Genomic DNA, 17,023 nt, shown 5'->3' on the forward strand with positions numbered 1-17,023 from the left:
CTATCCACTAATCAATGCTGTCTGTCTGATAGTCCTCCATCAGTTCTTCTTTTGCCATGGAGATTTTCCCGTCAGCCGTAATGGTCAGTCTGATGGGAACATAAAGGTCGGATTGCGGATAGCAGACGCTGGCCGCGTATATGATTCCTTGCGGAGTGGTCTTGTCATAGACCAGCCCCTCAAGAATAGAGTACTTCATGAACTTGGCATCCACCAACGAAGCAAAATTATCTTTGGTGAACACTTTATCCACCACCTGCTTCCCGCCGCACGTGATGCGCAAGGTGATACGGTTATCCACAAATTTCTCCCCCTGCTCGTTTTTCACTATCGGCAGAGATTCATCCGGCCGGCGCACTACAGAAGACTGATACTCTTTTCCCTTATACGTAAAGGATGTTTTTACATCAGACACCTGCATGCGCTGTGGGCCGGCAATTTCTGTACTATCCTGCATCAATACCTGCGTACCGTCTTTCTTATTCTTGTCTTGAGACGAACAAGCAGTGAAGAAGATGACCGATGCACACACTAAAATATAGACTATATTCTTCATCGTTCTGTTTTTTAGTAGTTGACCGGACAAAAATAGTACAAATTGAATGCAATAGAAAATTTATTTTCTTTTAGATTCCATTTTTGCTTTTCTATCCTGCACTTTCTTGCTGTATGCAGCATATTGTTCTTCCGTCATAATCTTCCGGAGTTGTGAATCATAAGCAATACGGGCAGTCTTCATCTCTTCACGCTTCTTTTCCATCTCCGCTTTTTTCTGCGCGCGTTGCTCATCCGTCAATTGATGGCGCTTGCCATCTCTCTTATGATGCTTGTGTGCTTTGGCACGATGTATCGGCATATCTCCCATTTTCTCAACCAATGCCAGATTTGCCTCCAGCAGTTGTTGTTTCTGCGTATCGTTCAAGGAGTACTCTTTCACCATCCGTTCCGTCATGCGCTCGGCACGGACTTTCGGTTCGGGCATTTTATCACTGTGGCGGGCATGTTGTGCCATTGCCATGCCACCCATCAGGAAGGCGGCCATCCATATCAGAACTATTCTTTTCATCATTTTTCTCTTTTTTTAATTAATACCTTATGTTAGTTATACCTATTGTGTTGCAACGTATCTATGACAAAAACAAAAGCGGGAAGTTTAACCGCAACTTCCCGCTTTAACATAATAAATGAGGTTGAAAAGAATATTAAGGTTCGTCCAGATACTGTACGATAAGACTCACCTGCTTCGGCATGAATGTCCGTGTCCTTACATTGTACCCGGTATGCGCCAAGGCTTCATACAGTTCATGATTCCGTTTTATCCACCGCGTCAGGGTGCGGATGGCGCAACGTGCAGTAGCATTGGGGCAATAGAGGCATGCCAAATCTTTCTTTTTATAAGTCGTGATACGAAAGCCATTTTCTGTTTCCATAGCAGTTTGTCTGATTTTTAAATGATTGATGTAAAGATACGATATTCAAAAGGCGAAGTCAAGTATTTCAAGGAGAATATGAACCTTTTTCTGAGAAAGTTCATATTCTCCTTATTTACAGAATGTTTATCCTAACGGATTTTCTCCCTGGTCGCCATCGGAACCGCCGCCATCCGGATTTGGTTTGGAGCTACCCCCGCCAGAAACGGTGCCGTTGCCCGACCAATCCATCTTCTCTACGCTGGCGCGGGTCAGCATGTCCCTAAAGTAGAAGCCCGGGGTGAAGATAATCTTGCGGCGATAAATCGTGCTTGCCGTCACGTCTTCCAGTTTGTCCTGGCTCTTGGCATTGATGCCGGGACGGAAACAGCCGAACTCACCCAGCTGTACTGAAAATCCCTTGTTGATATCCATATTCAAGGTGTCGATCAATCCGTCCAGCACCAACTTCACCACACCGCGAGGCGCCATGCCTATCTTGGAAACCTCGTCGCATAAATCCTTAAAACCTACCACACCCAAAGTTTTCATCTGCGCCACGTACTTTTCCGTTTTTGTCTCGTCAAAACCGAATACTCTCTTTTTTACTTCATAATTCAAAGCCATAGTTTTTTAATTTTAAGTTGATTAATAAAAGTCGGTCTTGTTCGCTCGTCAGTCTGCAAAACCAGTTTCTTTGTGACCACGATGCAAAGATACAACGGGCAGAAAACGGGGTGGTGCTTTAACGGAGGTTTAAGGAGGTTTTCGTAGGATAAAAAAGGATATTGGAGAAAAAGAAAGGAACTGATAGACAATGACTAAGAAATTTTATTCCTTAATCATACATTGTTTTTATCCTTTACGGCATCTTTAATTGACAGCGTAAAAAAGTTCAGGTTCTTTTCTCTCTGAATTTGCGCTTGCAAACTCCAAACTCTTTTTTCCGAAAAATGGATAGTGGTAGTTTCGTGAGCCGACAGGACATAGGGCAATGCACCTTCCACATGAAATACATTGACTTTCATCTGTCTTTATGGGGTTCTCCGACGCAATGGCACGTGTCGGGCACTCTTCCTGAATAGGACGACACGCCTACGACCAACAATTCATTGCGTCCCAATCTCAAACCGGGGGATTAAAACATTACTCGTAATGTCATGTTGGATATTATCGGCGTGCAGCTGCTTGACGATACCCTGCACGATGGCTTTGGTAGTAAATGTAGCACTGAAAAAAACAGAATGGACTTTATGTATCTCCATAAATCTTAATTTATCCGATTAAATTTCTAATAACCGTAAATTTATTGGTATCCGTTCAAGGTCAGGCAGAAGAAGTCACTGTCATCATACGGATAATCGTATTCGATGGGGAGTTCTTCTTTCTCTATTTTCTTGAATCCGGCTTTCTCATAAAACAGATGTGCTCTGTCCGTATTCTTGGGGGTGTCGAGAATGATTTGCCTCCAGCTTTTTCAATATGCGGAATAACAGCCCTTTATCCATATTGAGCTCACGGGATATGTCCTTTGCATTTCGATTCGGATACAAATACACATCTTGAATTTTACCTCTTTCTGGCATACACCACACTCGGCCCCATCCCATGCCTCATCAGCACCCCTTCTTCTATAAACCTATTCAAATCGACAACAGCCTGCTTATAACTACGTCCTGCCAGCCGTGCATACTGGGAGCGATTGATGCAGGGATACTGCTGCAAATACTCATCCAGCAACTGCCAGCGCTGCTCCACGCCCAACGCCTCATCGGCAGACGAAGCAGGCACCGATGCCGATTGCGGACAACGCTCCAACTGCATCTTACCTTTCAAATCCTTATAGAACTCCCTGCCCAGACGGAAATTCAACCCGCGCAAAGCGATGGAGGCAGCACGAAGCTCTTTCTTGTCCGTCGCCTGGCGGGTACAACTCAAAGAGGGGGTGAAGTAACCCAGTTCGCCCAGCTCCACCGTCCAGCCATTGGCAAGGCAGTCGCGCAACTCATCCATAAAGCCTGCCATCGCTCCTTCCAGCAGGCTGCGGCTGAGACCGGTGAAAAGATGTACACGCTCTATAAATTCCTTGCGGTCGATGGTGCCCTTGGGGACAAAGCGGGCATAAAGGGATTGTTGCTCGCCGGTCTGGCGGACGTCGGGTTTCTCGAAAAGGTCGTAATACGCACTCATATATATTCTGTTTTTAAATGGTCCTGCAATTCCGTCATTTCTTCTTCCACGGCATTAAGGAGAAGAAATGCTATTCTTTAATCATTCCACCATGGAGAAAATATCATTCCACCACGGAAGAAAAATCGTTCCACCATGGTAGAACGATTTTTTCCACACGATGGAACGATTTAATAGTAGCATACAAATATACTAATCGAAAGGAGGAAAAACAAGAAAATTCCCATAAAAAACATATCTTTACGCTGGAAATGAAACATATAAAAAATACACACCAAACTCACTTTAGAGTCATGAAGAAAATATATCCCAAAAAATGGTTGGAACTGCATCCGTACAAGCAGACAAACAGCGTTGACCAGTACTACGTCGGCATTGCAAACGAAATCCACAAAAGACTTTACTCTTCAACGATAGCCGACGCCTTCGAAGAAGAGGAAAACATACGCTATACAAGCCTCTGCCTCGCCGCATGGTTTGAGGACGTCATCTCCCAGACCGGCATCTGGCAGGCATTCACTGCCGAGTGCCGGAAGCGATACGGAGCCTATCTGCCCTTCTACCCCATCAAAGGCGATTATTTTCCGGATGAAATCAATCTGGAGGACATACGCTTTCTGCTTTGGCACCATATACAATATCTGTGCCGGGGAATAAGCGCCATCAACCCCGAGAATCCCGGAATAGAGCAGACTGCACAAGAGATATACGGACTGCTTGCAGAGGAATACGAAACCGCTCCCGAAAATGAAAGGATGCAGGAATTTCTATACCACTCTGCCATGGGAGAAGAAGACTTCTTCCGCTACCGGGAGATACTGGATTGGTTTCACTACCAATGCTACTTCAACATCGAAAATGTCGCCCAATGCCGGGACGAAGCTGAACGGTTGCTGGATGATGAAAAGATTACTCCCGAAATGGCAGAGACCCTCATATATGCCACACGCACCTCACTGACGTTCAAAGGCCGCCGCAACCTGCTGTCGCTGACCTCACCGGAATGGCTGGCTCTCATCGGAAAAGCCCATCCCGAACATCAGCTTTGGGGCAAGGTGAAGGCACGGGAAAACAGTTGCTATCTGCTGGAGAAAGAAGACGATGAATTTCTGTACGTCAAAGATTTGTGCAGTGAGGACGAAGGCGAATTCAAGATAACCAAGAAGTCCTTGAACCTTTCGGCCATCCGTAGCCGAGAGGCAGGGAAAAGCACCCTTATCTGCGAACTGATTTATTTTGGCAACGCATGGTGGCAGTGCGGCATGCTTCTCGAGAACAAGTACAACCAGAAAATGGCGGAATATGTGGACGACTTGACGAAACAGAAAGAAAAGACGAATGAAAAGGCTGCATTCCATGATTTCATAAAAGCATCCGGCGGGAAATCTTTTGTATTCTGCCAATCGCAAGAGGAGATTTCTGATTTTCTGCTGAACAAGATGGACTACAATTTGAAAGAAGGCCTGGACATACCACGCATAAATACGGAAAACGGAGCCATGCTGATGGCCAACCCGCACACCGGCCTACATATCCAATTCAAGCTGTGCGAATGCATCAAATCTCCGGACAACCCCAATTATAATAAGGAGGAAGCAGAGAAAAACGCCATTATGTTCATCGTCAACCCAGACATTATCCCCTACCAATTGAGTTGCATCCTGCAAGACGAAGGCATGCTTCCGGATGCTTATCTGAACAGTTTGCAAAGAAAAGAATACGGGCAAGAGTTCATACGCAAGAATGCACACTTCCTGACTGATTATTTCCATTATCGGTGTCGGGAGAAAGACTTTGATTAGTTGAAAATGGGGGGTGAATACCACTTTTGACACATTTCCAACTACCAATTATCATAGTGCTTTCCAGAACTTCTGGAAATCCTTATACCGTCCGTAGCACACTAACTGGTCGCCGGCTTGTATCTGGTCATTTTCCGGCAGTTCGTTCAGTACATTGTGTTCCACATACGAGACGCCCAGGCAATTCTTCAAAGTCTCGGCACGTTTCAAGGCGAGCATCTTCAGGCCAAACTCCTTATCGAGATTCAATTCATTGGCATAATAGCCAATGAACTTGTCCGGAACGGTGAACTTGACTACATAATAATCCGGTGCCACGCGGAAGGTCTCCATATCGGCACCGAATTCCAGCAACTGTACCAGTCCGCGTGCGGCATCCTCCTCGGGAGTAAGAATGCGTTCCAGCTCAAAGGCCTCGAGCACGGAACGGTGGACAGCGTCAATGGCGCGGGCATAGATATGCTGCACCTTCTTCTGCTTCAGCAAAGCCACTACACGGATGGATGCACCGAAATTCTCGCCGATGGCAACAATCACCACATCCACACTGTTCAGCGGCAATACGGACAAGGCCTGCTCGTCCGTAGCGTCGATGACAAAGGCTGTGGCAATCTTTTCCTTCAGACTATCCACCCGGCCGACGCTCACGTCCGCACCTATCACTTCGTGCCCCAGTGCAGAAAGCTCTTCTGCCAGCACGTGACCATAATTCCCTAAACCGATAATAATATACTTCATCTTATTTAATTGATTATAATCTGACCACTCGGATACTGATACTTCGTATGCTTCTTCTGCTTGATGATGCCAAGCATCAGCGTAATTAGTCCCACACGCCCCACAAACATCAGCAGTGCCACCAGCAGCTTGCTGTCGTCTCCCAACCGCGGGGTAAGGTTCAAACTGGACCCCACCGTGCTCAATGCCGACACACACTCGAAGGTAATGGCCAAAAGCGACGTACCCGGCTCCAGAATGCTGATGATGAAAATAAACAGCAACAAGACGCCGAACGACATCACCACCGTGGCATTGGAACGACGGATAGAATCGTGTGACAGCTCACGGCCAAACACCTCTACCCGTTCCGTGCCGCGCAACACAGCCACCAGATTCAGCACCACTACCGCAAAGGCATTTACCTTGATACCGCCTGCCGTAGACTGTGAACCGCCTCCCACCCACATCAGAAACAGATATATAAGCAATGTCTGTACCCCCAAGCCTGCCAAGTCCACACTGGTAAAGCCTGCCGTACGGGGACACGTGGCATTGAAAAACGCCTGCGTCCACTTGTCTGCCACCGACATGCCGGCGAAGGAGGCATTCCACTCAAAGACAGCAATGCCCACCGTGCCCAGTACCAGTAGCAGGAAGGTGACTATCAGTACAATCTTTGTATTCAGGTTGTACAGATGGTAAAAACGCTTGCCGTCCCAATGCCACGTACGCAGAAAGTGCCACAGACGACGCAGATGGTAAAGAATAATATCCTTGAAATTCACCAGTATGGGGAAACCGATACCCCCCAAAATAATCAGCAGAGATATATAGATGAAGAACGGATTGTGCCCCGTCATCACCAACGGATTACCCAGATTTCCGGGCAACGTGGAGAATCCCGCATTGCAGAAAGCGGAAATGGCATGAAAAGCGGAAAAGGCCAGCTCTTCCTGAAGGTCCATCCCCATCGTCCCGTGGATGTCTCCCCAGATAGCAAGCATCCCTATTCCTTCAATCACCAGCGTAAAGGCCAGAATATAGACCAGGGTGGAGAGCAAGGAATTCAAGGAATTGGAACTCACCATGTCGCGCACCACCAACTGATTGTACAACGAGGTATTACCCATGAAGAACATGGCAAAGAAGCTCGTCAGTGTCATCACTCCCAGACCGCCTATCTGAATCAGCAGAATGATTACCACAAAACCGGTCGGGGTAAAAGTGGACGCCACATCGACAGACGTCAGCCCCGTGACGCACACCGCACTGGTGGATATGAACAGCGAGTCGACCCACGATATGCCGTTCATCGTGCAGCGCGGCAACATCAACAGCCCCGTGCCTATCATTATGATTATCAGGAAACTTGCAGCCAGAATAAGCGAAGGGTTCGTACGCCGCCCCAACAACCGTACCAGCCCGTTGGAAAGGCTGAAAAAGGAAAACACCAGCAGCAGGACAAGATGATAGGCCTTGCCATGCAGAAATTCCCAGAACTGCAAGATGGCGCCCTCCTCCTCCGGACGATGGAAAATGACCGGAATAAGGGTCAGATAGAGCAGAATGGTCAGTATCCAGGTGAGCTTACTGAACGTGCGCCGGGTATCCTTGTATTCCAGCAAAATGCGAAGGGTGACATCTACCAGAAAAACAATCCACACCCCATGGTACAAGCGTTGGAGCTGATGCGCCTCGACCTCTGAAATCGTAAAGCCATGCTCATAGACCACGCCGACAATCAGCAGGATGGAGGCCAAATAAGTGATGGAAGTCATTACTCCCACTGTCATCCGTACGTAAGGGTGAATCCATTTATTTTGATACAAAAGGAATTTATGATAAATCTTCATAAATGCATCGATTAATGAAACGCGGCAAACTTAGACAAATATACCTTGATATACAAAAAACAAAAGGAAAAAGAAATTGGTTCAAAAATAATAGCTACATTTGGGCATTGAATTATTAATAATTTTAACCACTATGAGCAACAAAAAGAAAAGATTCATTCTCCCGGAAGAGGAAATCCCACAGTACTGGTATAACATACAAGCCGATATGGTGAACAAGCCCATGCCACCGCTTCACCCCGGCACCAAGCAACCGCTGAAAGCAGAAGACTTGTATCCTATCTTTGCCGAGGAACTCTGCCGCCAGGAACTGAATCAGACCGACACGTGGATTGAAATCCCCGAAGAGGTCCGCGAAATGTACAAATACTACCGCAGCACTCCGCTGGTGCGCGCTTATGGATTGGAGAAAGCGCTCGGCACACCGGCACATATCTACTTCAAGAACGAGAGCGTCAGCCCGATGGGCTCGCACAAGCTGAACTCCGCCATCCCGCAGGCATACTATTGCAAGCAGGAGGGAGTGACTAACGTGACCACCGAAACCGGTGCCGGACAATGGGGAGCTTCCCTGGCATATGCCGCCCGCCTCTTCGGACTGGAAGCCGCTGTCTATCAGGTAAAAATCAGTTACGAGCAAAAGCCCTACCGCCGCAGCATCATGCAGACATTCGGTGCGCAGGTTACCCCGTCTCCCTCCATGTCTACCCGCGCCGGAAAAGATATACTGACCGCCCATCCCAACTATCAGGGCTCGCTGGGAACAGCCATTTCCGAAGCCATAGAGCTGGCACAGACCACTCCCAACTGCAAATATACCCTCGGCTCCGTATTGAGCCACGTGGCCCTGCACCAGACCGTCATCGGACTGGAAGCCGAAAAGCAGATGGAAATGGCGGGTGAATATCCCGACACCGTCATCGCCTGCTTCGGAGGAGGTTCCAACTTTGGCGGTATCGCCTTCCCCTTCATGCGCCACAACATCCTCGAAGGAAAGAAAACACGCTTTGTCGCCGCCGAACCTGCTTCATGTCCGAAGCTGACACGCGGCAAATTCCAATACGACTTCGGAGACGAGGCCGGATACACTCCGTTGCTGCCCATGTTTACACTGGGACACAACTTTGCCCCTGCCAATATCCATGCCGGCGGCCTACGCTATCACGGTGCAGGTGTCATCGTATCACAACTGCTGAAAGACGGTTATATGGAAGCGGTGGACATCAAGCAGCTCGAATCATTCGACGCCGGTTGTCTGTTTGCGCAAGCAGAGGGCATCATCCCCGCCCCCGAGTCCTGCCATGCCATTGCCGCCACCATCCGCGAAGCAAACAAATGCAAGGAAACGGGTGAAGAGAAGGTGATTCTGTTCAACCTTTCCGGTCACGGACTTATCGACATGGCATCCTACGACAAGTATTTGTCCGGCGATTTAGTGAATTACGAGCTGACGGATGCCGACATCCAGAAGAATCTGGACGAGATAGGCAATCTGGCTTAATAGATATTCGCCATACTGACAAGCGGTTCATAGAGTTTCTCTATGTCCTGCGAGTCCATCTCAATCTGTACCTGGTCCCCCGGAATCAAACGAGTTCCTGCGGGGACCAGATTTTTTCCATCCCGATGTACATTGATAATGACGCAACGCTCCGGCAGGGACAGTTCGTCCACCAGTTTCCCGTCCAGATAAGAATCCGTCATAATCTCCACTGAAAGCGTATAGCGTTTCTCTTCTTTAAAATCGGGAGCATGAATCATATCTTCATAGAGGGAGACGTTGGAAGGCTTCATTTGCAGAAGTTCCGTAAAATAGTAGGTCAACCCACCAACAACCACCGAAGGGTAAAAGACCTCAAAATGCCCCGTAATCTCCGTAATCAGCACAATGGCCGTGAGCGGTGTACGGACCACGGCCACCAGAAAAGCCGACATGGAAACAAGCATGATATAACTGACATTCTCTTGCCCGATGACACCGTACCTCACTCCTACCAGACCGACAATCTGCCCCAACAACCCTCCCGTAACCAGCGTCGGAATGAAACTGCCGCCCGGCAATCCGGAAGAGACAGAGAAAACTGAAAAGACAAAATGCAACAACATGACGGCCGTCACCCACATAATCTGCGTACTGCCATTCTGTGCCTGGGCCAGCAGAAACTGCTCCCCGCCTCCGGTCAGATTGACCTGCATCAGCGAAATGATGTAGGCCACCAGCACCAGATATAACATCTTGACATACGCCGGAGAATTGACTTTGGCATACACATGCCTGAAAGCATTCATGGTGGAGGAGTAGAACTTCCCGCATACGGAGACAATCACCGCCAATATCAAGAAATACTTCACCTGGACAAAGAAGGCGAAAACCGGTTCCGTTACCTCTATCAGATGGTAAGGATTCACGGGAAAGACCATGCTTGCCACGGCTCCTGCCACAACACCCGCCAGCAAGGTAGTGATGGCCGTCTTAGGGGCATCGAAGCGTTCAATGGATTCTATTACAATGAGCGAGGAAGCCAGTGGCGCTGCAAAAGCCGCAGCGAGCCCCGCTCCCGCTCCGGCTGCCAGCAACTGTTTCTGTTCGCCTTTCAGGATATGGGTCCAGCGGGATACCAGGCTACCCACATAGGAGCCTATCTGCACGGAAGGCCCTTCGCGCCCCAAAGACAGCCCCGCCGAGAAGGACAAAATGCCCCCTACGAACTTGGATACCATCTCGATGAAAGGATGCCGGTAAGTGATGCGCCCGTTAATCACGCCGCGTGTCTGCGGAATACCTCCCCCGCCGATAAGCGGCATTTTCCCCACGAGCCACATGACGAAGACGAGAATGCCCCAAGAAAACAGAAAGAGTGGAATGTGCCAGTACCAGGCCGGATGCGAAGCGAAAAAAACACTGCGGAGGTGGAACAGATAATAGAGAAGATAGTGATAGGGCACAGCGACCAGTCCCGTCAGCAAACCGACGAACATGCTGACGAAATACAACCGGGCATCCACCAGCTTCAACTTCCAGATGTGCCAGCCGCGTACTGTTTTCCAGTTCTTGACCCTCGTCCAAAGACGTTCTGCCTTATCCCATAGTTCCATAACAAAACAACTCCCGTTAACTTGCGCTTTACAACAACAAGCAACGGGAGTTGTTTTATACAGAAACATTATTTACCAAAATCTGTTCTTTGCAGGATTATACTCAAATCCCACGAGCTTCAATTTTCGTACAATGTCCTCTTTCTCTACGTTCATATCCTCGCAGAGCGCGTCCAGCGAAGGATAGAAATCACGCAGTTTCATGTTGATGAAGCTGTACAGCATCACCGGGTCCTCAGGTAATCTCATAGTTACAATCTTTAAATTTAAACTAATACCGGGGACAAAATTACAATAAAAAAACAAAATAGAGATAATTTTAGTGTAGAATATACAACCTACCCACCGCAAACGATTGAGGGCCATGTTTACGGAGCTTCCGTCTGCTCTATCTTCAGGGAGACCTTCTCGATAATCTTTCCAAGCTCCTCTTCCAGCGGAATCACATTGAAGTCGCCCCAGAAATCGGCGTCATACTTGAAGTCGGTTTCAGAGAAGACGGTATGCACCGGCAACCGTTCCGCACGCGGGAAGCGCGTCACGTTCTCCCCGTCAATCCGGCAGGTCACCATCTCGAACCAGGTATACAGAGTGGGATTACTGAAGAGCATGCGTTTTCTCTTCATCTTGAAGTAAAGGTCGCCACGGATGTGGTGGACATAATAGGTACCGTTCCAGGGTTTGTATGAGACGGTATAGACAAGTTTCTCCGTTGTCAGCCTGATTTTCGGAGCCTGGCGTATCACGAAAAGCCGTGTGGCGGCCTTCACATACCGGGGATGAATTTCGAAGCGGGCACGCAGCAAGGCGCTGTTCTCCGAGTCTATATAGAGTTCTCCGCAGAACAAAGGCTCCTTTACCCCACGTTTCTGCTCAAAATAGACGACGTTGGCAGTACGGTCGTCCACCGATACGATGTCGCCCGAAGTATAGGTATAAAGTTCCTCGCCGGATTCCAGCAAGAGGAAGTCTGGAAGATTCTTCATGATGTCCAACTGCAGACATGCCTCCACCCCGGAGCTGATTTTGGCAAGCACACTGTCCGTCTGCTCCCGGTTATCTATCTTGCTCATCTTGAGCAGTTTCACCTGGTCTTTCTGCCCGGGTTCCATCGTCGGTGATTTGTAGACCTTGAAAACGGCCTCCGTCAGGCTCTGGAACTTGTTCTTCAGTTGTACACCTTCCCGGTAGAAGGTGGTCAGATAGACCGGAGAAGTGGAGCAGTTCCTATCCCGGTGCTCTATCATCTCGCGAAGCAGCTTTTTAGGCTCCACCAAGCGGATAAGCACTTCTTGCAAGGAAATGACTTTCGGCTCAAGGCTCAGGACATTGCTGCGTCCTTCCAAAGCAGAGGCTTCCACCGTTTGCCCCACATAACCCAGATGGGAGAAGGAGAGCATGCAGCGCCTCAACGAGTCGGGCAGGTTGAGCCGGAATTCACCGTTCTGGTTGGTAATGTTACCCAGTGAGGTTCCTTGTGCGATGACCGACGCACTGACGACGGGCTCTCCCGTCTCCTTGTCCAGCAGGATTCCGGCAATGGTGGAATATGCCGGTCGGGGCGGCAGGGGTACCGTTTCTTCCATACTCTTCCTTTCTGCCGCCCGTGTTATCAATATATGGTTGCCTAATACCTTCAATTCGAGGTTCCGGCTGCCGGTTATCCTATGAATGGCCTGCCTCACGGAACACTCCTGCTTCCTGACCCTCACCACTGAGTCGTTATGGATGACCTTACTATCATAGATAAACAGATAGCCGGACTGCTCCGAGACTTTCCCCAACAGCGCATAAACCGTTCCCTTCATTCCAGGCAGCCGGACGATGCGGTCCAGCACATCGCCTCCGTCCGCTCTTGCACTGCCTGCCAGGAAGAAAATGAAGAGTGGCAAATGGAGAATGAAGCATTTCATTGAATTCATTGTTCCGACAATATCAGTCTATTGCCCTGACGTGTACACTTCAAGTCGAACGTCCAGCATATCAGCTCGGCCACAGACTCCGGGGAGTTATTCGAAAATTCGACCGTCAGCCGCCGTTTGCCCAGGGTTGGCGACGCGGCTTCTATCTGCCAGCCGGCAGACTCCTTATTGATGGCACGCAGCACATCCTCCAGGCACTCGTCCTTGAAACGGATGTTGCTGGTGTAGCGGTCAAAGAGCTCCGGATTCTCCGTCTCGCTGACGAGCAGACTGCCCCCCTGCAAGATAACCGTTTCTCCCGCCTCTACAAAGACCGTCTGTTCCTCTTGTTTCAGCAGCACCTTCACCTTCCCGCGCTTCACGGACAAGCTGAAGGGGAGCCCTTCATTGCTCCTGACATTGAAAGCCGTGCCCAGTACCTCCACACGCACCCTCGCCGTCTCAATCGTAAAAGCCTGCTCGGGTTTCTTTGCCACATCGAAGAAGGCTTCACCCTGCAGGTTCACTTCCCGCTTGTCTTCCGCAAAATGTTCGGGATACTTCAGCGTGCTTTCCTGCGCCAGATATACCACCGAACCGTCTTCAAGGGTCTTGACCAGTGTGGGCTTCTCCCGGTTCTCCTCCGTCAGCAAGCTACGACTGTCCCCACCTTGTTCCGGTACGGCCCACCATGCGGCAAAACATACGATTCCGGCAATCACGGCTGCCGCAACGCTCCCCCACTTGAGGTAAAGCCTGCGGTGCATTGCCGGAGCATGTTCCGCATCTGCCGGCAGCAGGCAGTCCGTTTCGAAGCGGGCATAAAGCCGTACCCATGCCTCGTCGGTCCTTGTCTTCTTTTTATCTACTTCCATCATTGTGTCCGGATATAATTATCAATTTCATTTCGTAAGGTTCGGAGTACCTTGGTCATTTCCGCTTCCACCGTCTTGACGGACAACGAAAGCGACAAGGCAATCTCTGCATATTTCTTCCCCTCCATGCGGTGCATCCTGAAAATCTGCTGCCGGCGCCGGGGCTGCTTGTCGAGCGTATGCCGGATGAGAGTCCGTAGTTCCTCGTACTCCAAATGCGCGTGGGGGTCGGACGAATAGCCCGGCCCGGACTCCGTACGGACAGATGCCCGATAGCGCTCCTTGACCTCCTGATGCTCACAAAACTGCACGGCTTCATTCCTCACAGAACGGTAGAGATAGCTTTTCACGGACTGGAATACTTGTAACCGCTCCCGGTTCTTCCACAGCACGTAGAACAGCTCCTCCACAATTTCCTCGGCAGACGCCGTATCACCCGTGATGCCCGCAGCATACCAGCAAAGAGGGGAATAATACCGGCGGAAGATTCCTTCGAACGCCTTTATATCGCCCTCCTTTATTCTGGCCAGTATCATCAGTTCGTCCAGCATACACGGTGTTTTTTCTCGGTTGCTCCAAATATAAGGAAAACTATCAGATAATCAATTGGATTGTTTCCGCAATTTGCTGACTGCATTCTCCAGGGATTCCGTAGGTTCTATGATATTGTAGTTCCTCCAGAAGTCTTCGTTCCAGTACTCATCCACCAGGTCGTAGAATACCTGCTTCCGTTTGAAGGTGTTCTTGTTGGAGATGCCGGAGAGAGGGCTTTCCGTCCTGTCGGTCACCACCATTTCAGAGAAAGCGGTGTAGCTGGAGGAGAACAGCCTTTTTTTCCAGTCGCATTTAAAGCGGATGACATTCCGTATATAGTTCAGGTAAGTCTTGGCCCCCTGCTGCTTGTAGGTCACCAGATAGGTGACTTCCTGCGGGCGGAACCGTAAGCCGACGGGCTTCTTATGCAGAATGGCCTCCACTGCCTTCACCCGATTTGCCATGTCCAGGCCAAACTCGGCACGTGTAAAGGAAAGCCGTTCGTAGTCTATATACAGTTTCCCGATGAACAAGGCATACATCAGGCTGACCCGCGGACGGAAGCTGACCACATACTGCATGCGGTTATCCAAATTGACGGGGTCCTCCATACGGAATTCATAATAGTCCAGATTGTCCGTGCTCAACAGCGCATCGCCATTCTTCACAATGTCCAGATAAAGGGACAAATTGGGACCTCCCACCACTTTCACAGCCAGCGTGTCACTCTGCTTTTGGCTCAGCAGGCGGCGGCCTTTCAGCAGCTGCACCTTGTCGCGGTCTACATCGCGGGAGTTATAATCCGTCTTATAGACATCCATCACTGCCTCGGACACGCTGATATAGCGGCGGCGCTTCTGCACGGTTTCCCGATAGAAGGCGGTCAGCATGTTGTCATTGCCAGAATAATTTACTGGAATTTTCTTGATGGCCTCTTCCACTATGACGCGGGGATTATTGCCATAGACCACAATCTCGCTCAAAAGATTGGGGGCCGGTATCATCCAGATGGTCAGCTCGCCCGTTTTTTCAAGTTCTTCCAGAGAGAGGTGTGTAGTGAGATAGCCGATATGGGAGACTTCCAGTCCACGGAAAGCTTCCGCTTCCGCTACTTTCAAGGAGAATGTGCCGTCGGCATTGGTCACCGTTCCGATATTGTTGCCGACAACAGAGACGTTCACGTTTTCGAGTTTCTTCCTGCTGTCCTTGTTCTTGACCGTACCGGTGATGACGAGCTCGTTCACTGCCGCGTCCTGCGCCATCAACGGGGTGATACCCGAAGATAAGAATGCAAACAAACACCCAAGTGTAAATCCTACAAAGTTTTTCATAAGGCATGTTTTTAAGGGGTTTCTATTAATAAGAGCGGTGAGGAAGATAAAACCCTATAGAATGGAGAGAAAAATACAAAAAAAGTAGCACGTTGATAATCAGAGAGAAATTTTGCCAAGACATTGCCATAGGTTTGGCAAAACGTTGCCATGCCTATGGCAAAAGTTTGCCAACGCGGTGGCAAAGTCTTGCCAATAGTAAGGCAAAAACTTGTCAAGCTGTCGGCAATAGCTTAGTTGAATTGTTGGGGCTTCCGCTGGCTCAGAATAACGTAGATGATGACCGGCGCACCGATAATGGGCGTGACGGCATTCAAGGGAATAATACCCGCTTCGCCGGGCAAGACGCAAATCAGATTGCAAAGCAGTGCCACTGCACCGCCACTCAGGATAGTGACCGGCAATAGGGAATTGTGATTGGTTGTCCCCAATATCATGCGGGCCACATGCGGCACGGCCAGGCCAATAAAGGCGACCGGACCACAGAAAGCGGTGGTGACAGCCGTCAAGAGCCCGGTGATAATCAAAAGCCAGTTGCGCACACGGCGGATATTGACACCTAGATTTTCGGCATAGCGCTCTCCCAGCAACAAGGCGTTCAGGGGCTTTATCAACAATAATGAGCCGAACAGTCCCACAATGGTGACCAGCGCAAAGGCCGGCATCTGCTGTAGGGAAACTCCACCGAAGTTGCCCAGCCCCCATATCATATAGGACTGCACCCCCTCTGCCGTAGCAAAGAAGTTCAGCAGGGCAATGGCCGAAGAAGCGATGTAGCCTATCATGATACCCGTTATCAGCAGCATGATATTGCTCTTTATCAGCGTGGAAAAGAAAAGGATAAGTGCCATAATCAGCATGGCTCCGATAAATGCGCCAAGCAGTACGGAGAAGAAGCCGGACAGACTGAACGCCCCTGCCGTGATGCTGCCGCCAAACAGCAACATGACGAAGGCCACTCCCAGACTTGCCCCGGCGTTGATGCCCAGAATGGATGGTCCTGCCAGCGGATTCTTGAAAGCCGTCTGCAACATCAGTCCACAGACAGCCAATGCGCCACCGCAAAGCAGCGCCGTCAGCGCTTGGGGCAAACGGGATTCCCAAAGAATGAAGCTCCAGCTTGCCTTCTCCCCCTCTCCACCGAGCAGGATACGGAAAACATCGGCAGGCGGAATCGAAACCGACCCCACCAGCAGATTGCCCGCAAAAAGCAATAAGATTACTACTCCCAACCCGATACCATATTTCCAGCCTTTACTCATAGTTACATTATTTAGCACACAGAGACATGGAGGCACAGAGTTTTCTATTA

At 49.5% G+C, this 17,023-nt stretch carries 18 protein-coding genes and 1 pseudogene; 2 read left to right on the forward strand and 17 right to left on the reverse strand.

The genetic code is table 11. The features are described from left to right. Positions 1-7 precede the first annotated feature (7 nt). The 8 genes and pseudogenes from DW947_RS17765 to DW947_RS17800 form a co-directional block, all read right to left on the reverse strand. Positions 8-556: a DUF4738 domain-containing protein gene (locus DW947_RS17765; RefSeq protein ID WP_005831701.1), complete on the reverse strand. Its 549-nt coding sequence runs from the start codon at positions 554-556 to the stop codon at positions 8-10. Positions 557-616: 60 nt separating this feature from the next. Further along, positions 617-1,066 (reverse strand): DUF4890 domain-containing protein, encoded by a 450-nt coding sequence (locus DW947_RS17770; protein ID WP_165859476.1) that lies wholly within the window; start codon positions 1,064-1,066, stop codon positions 617-619. Positions 1,067-1,202: 136 nt separating this feature from the next. Beyond that, positions 1,203-1,430, reverse strand: a complete 228-nt coding sequence (locus DW947_RS17775) for a DUF4248 domain-containing protein (protein WP_005831704.1) — start codon at positions 1,428-1,430, stop codon at positions 1,203-1,205. A 126-nt stretch (positions 1,431-1,556) separates the two neighbouring features. Further along, the gene (locus tag DW947_RS17780; protein WP_005831707.1) at positions 1,557-2,036 is read right to left on the reverse strand and encodes an HU family DNA-binding protein; all 480 of its coding nucleotides are present in this window, start codon (positions 2,034-2,036) and stop codon (positions 1,557-1,559) included. Positions 2,037-2,251: 215 nt separating this feature from the next. Continuing rightward, positions 2,252-2,437 (reverse strand): hypothetical protein, encoded by a 186-nt coding sequence (locus DW947_RS17785; protein ID WP_005831708.1) that lies wholly within the window; start codon positions 2,435-2,437, stop codon positions 2,252-2,254. Continuing rightward, positions 2,412-2,492 (reverse strand): annotated as a pseudogene (locus DW947_RS22125) (hypothetical protein); the annotation flags it as partial. The gene DW947_RS17785 and the pseudogene DW947_RS22125, both read right to left, overlap by 26 nt. 26 nt (positions 2,493-2,518) lie before the next feature. Further along, entirely contained in the window at positions 2,519-2,674 is a 156-nt protein-coding gene (locus DW947_RS21650) for a hypothetical protein (protein ID WP_165853744.1), read from the reverse strand. 304 nt (positions 2,675-2,978) lie between these two features. Then, on the reverse strand, positions 2,979-3,599 hold the full coding sequence (locus tag DW947_RS17800) for a DsbA family protein (RefSeq protein WP_057255663.1): 621 nt from the start codon (positions 3,597-3,599) through the stop codon (positions 2,979-2,981). A 293-nt stretch (positions 3,600-3,892) separates the two neighbouring features. Here DW947_RS17800 and DW947_RS17805 point away from each other — a divergent pair, with 293 nt between their 5' ends. Next, complete coding sequence (locus DW947_RS17805; RefSeq protein ID WP_229095576.1) at positions 3,893-5,401, forward strand: DUF3843 family protein; 1,509 nt, start codon at positions 3,893-3,895, stop codon at positions 5,399-5,401. A gap of 51 nt (positions 5,402-5,452) precedes the next feature. Here the strand turns inward: DW947_RS17805 and DW947_RS17810 are convergent, their stop codons facing one another. Both DW947_RS17810 and DW947_RS17815 read right to left on the reverse strand, forming a co-directional pair. Then, positions 5,453-6,139: a potassium channel family protein gene (locus tag DW947_RS17810; protein WP_005831720.1), complete on the reverse strand. Its 687-nt coding sequence runs from the start codon at positions 6,137-6,139 to the stop codon at positions 5,453-5,455. Positions 6,140-6,144: 5 nt separating this feature from the next. Beyond that, positions 6,145-7,974, reverse strand: coding sequence for a TrkH family potassium uptake protein (locus DW947_RS17815; RefSeq protein ID WP_005831722.1), 1,830 nt, complete (start codon positions 7,972-7,974; stop codon positions 6,145-6,147). A gap of 133 nt (positions 7,975-8,107) precedes the next feature. On the opposite strand from DW947_RS17815, the gene DW947_RS17820 reads away from it, so the two are divergent. Beyond that, a complete protein-coding gene (locus DW947_RS17820; RefSeq protein WP_005831725.1) occupies positions 8,108-9,475 on the forward strand; it encodes a TrpB-like pyridoxal phosphate-dependent enzyme in 1,368 nt (455 codons plus the stop codon). Here DW947_RS17820 and DW947_RS17825 read toward each other — a convergent pair. From DW947_RS17825 to DW947_RS17855, 7 genes are all read right to left on the reverse strand, one after another. Next, positions 9,472-11,070, reverse strand: coding sequence for a ClC family H(+)/Cl(-) exchange transporter (locus DW947_RS17825; protein ID WP_005831727.1), 1,599 nt, complete (start codon positions 11,068-11,070; stop codon positions 9,472-9,474). The genes DW947_RS17820 and DW947_RS17825 overlap by 4 nt on opposite strands. Positions 11,071-11,142: 72 nt before the next feature. After that, the gene (locus DW947_RS17830; RefSeq protein ID WP_005832662.1) at positions 11,143-11,319 is read right to left on the reverse strand and encodes a DUF4250 domain-containing protein; all 177 of its coding nucleotides are present in this window, start codon (positions 11,317-11,319) and stop codon (positions 11,143-11,145) included. Between the two features lie 119 nt (positions 11,320-11,438). Further along, positions 11,439-12,992, reverse strand: coding sequence for a carboxypeptidase-like regulatory domain-containing protein (locus tag DW947_RS17835; RefSeq protein WP_005831730.1), 1,554 nt, complete (start codon positions 12,990-12,992; stop codon positions 11,439-11,441). Beyond that, positions 12,989-13,849, reverse strand: a complete 861-nt coding sequence (locus DW947_RS17840; RefSeq protein ID WP_009038153.1) for a FecR family protein — start codon at positions 13,847-13,849, stop codon at positions 12,989-12,991. The genes DW947_RS17835 and DW947_RS17840 overlap by 4 nt, the downstream gene beginning before the upstream one ends. Next, on the reverse strand, positions 13,846-14,397 hold the full coding sequence (locus DW947_RS17845; RefSeq protein ID WP_005831734.1) for an RNA polymerase sigma-70 factor: 552 nt from the start codon (positions 14,395-14,397) through the stop codon (positions 13,846-13,848). Before DW947_RS17845 ends, DW947_RS17840 begins: the two co-directional genes overlap by 4 nt. Before the next feature lie 51 nt (positions 14,398-14,448). Next, complete coding sequence (locus tag DW947_RS17850; RefSeq protein WP_009038151.1) at positions 14,449-15,711, reverse strand: carboxypeptidase-like regulatory domain-containing protein; 1,263 nt, start codon at positions 15,709-15,711, stop codon at positions 14,449-14,451. Positions 15,712-15,944: 233 nt separating this feature from the next. Further along, on the reverse strand, positions 15,945-16,973 hold the full coding sequence (locus DW947_RS17855; RefSeq protein ID WP_008665021.1) for an iron ABC transporter permease: 1,029 nt from the start codon (positions 16,971-16,973) through the stop codon (positions 15,945-15,947). Positions 16,974-17,023 lie beyond the last annotated feature (50 nt).

The sequence above is a fragment of the Bacteroides sp. AM44-19 genome (genome assembly GCF_003603395.1).
Classification (GTDB): Bacteria; Bacteroidota; Bacteroidia; order Bacteroidales; family Bacteroidaceae; genus Bacteroides; species Bacteroides uniformis.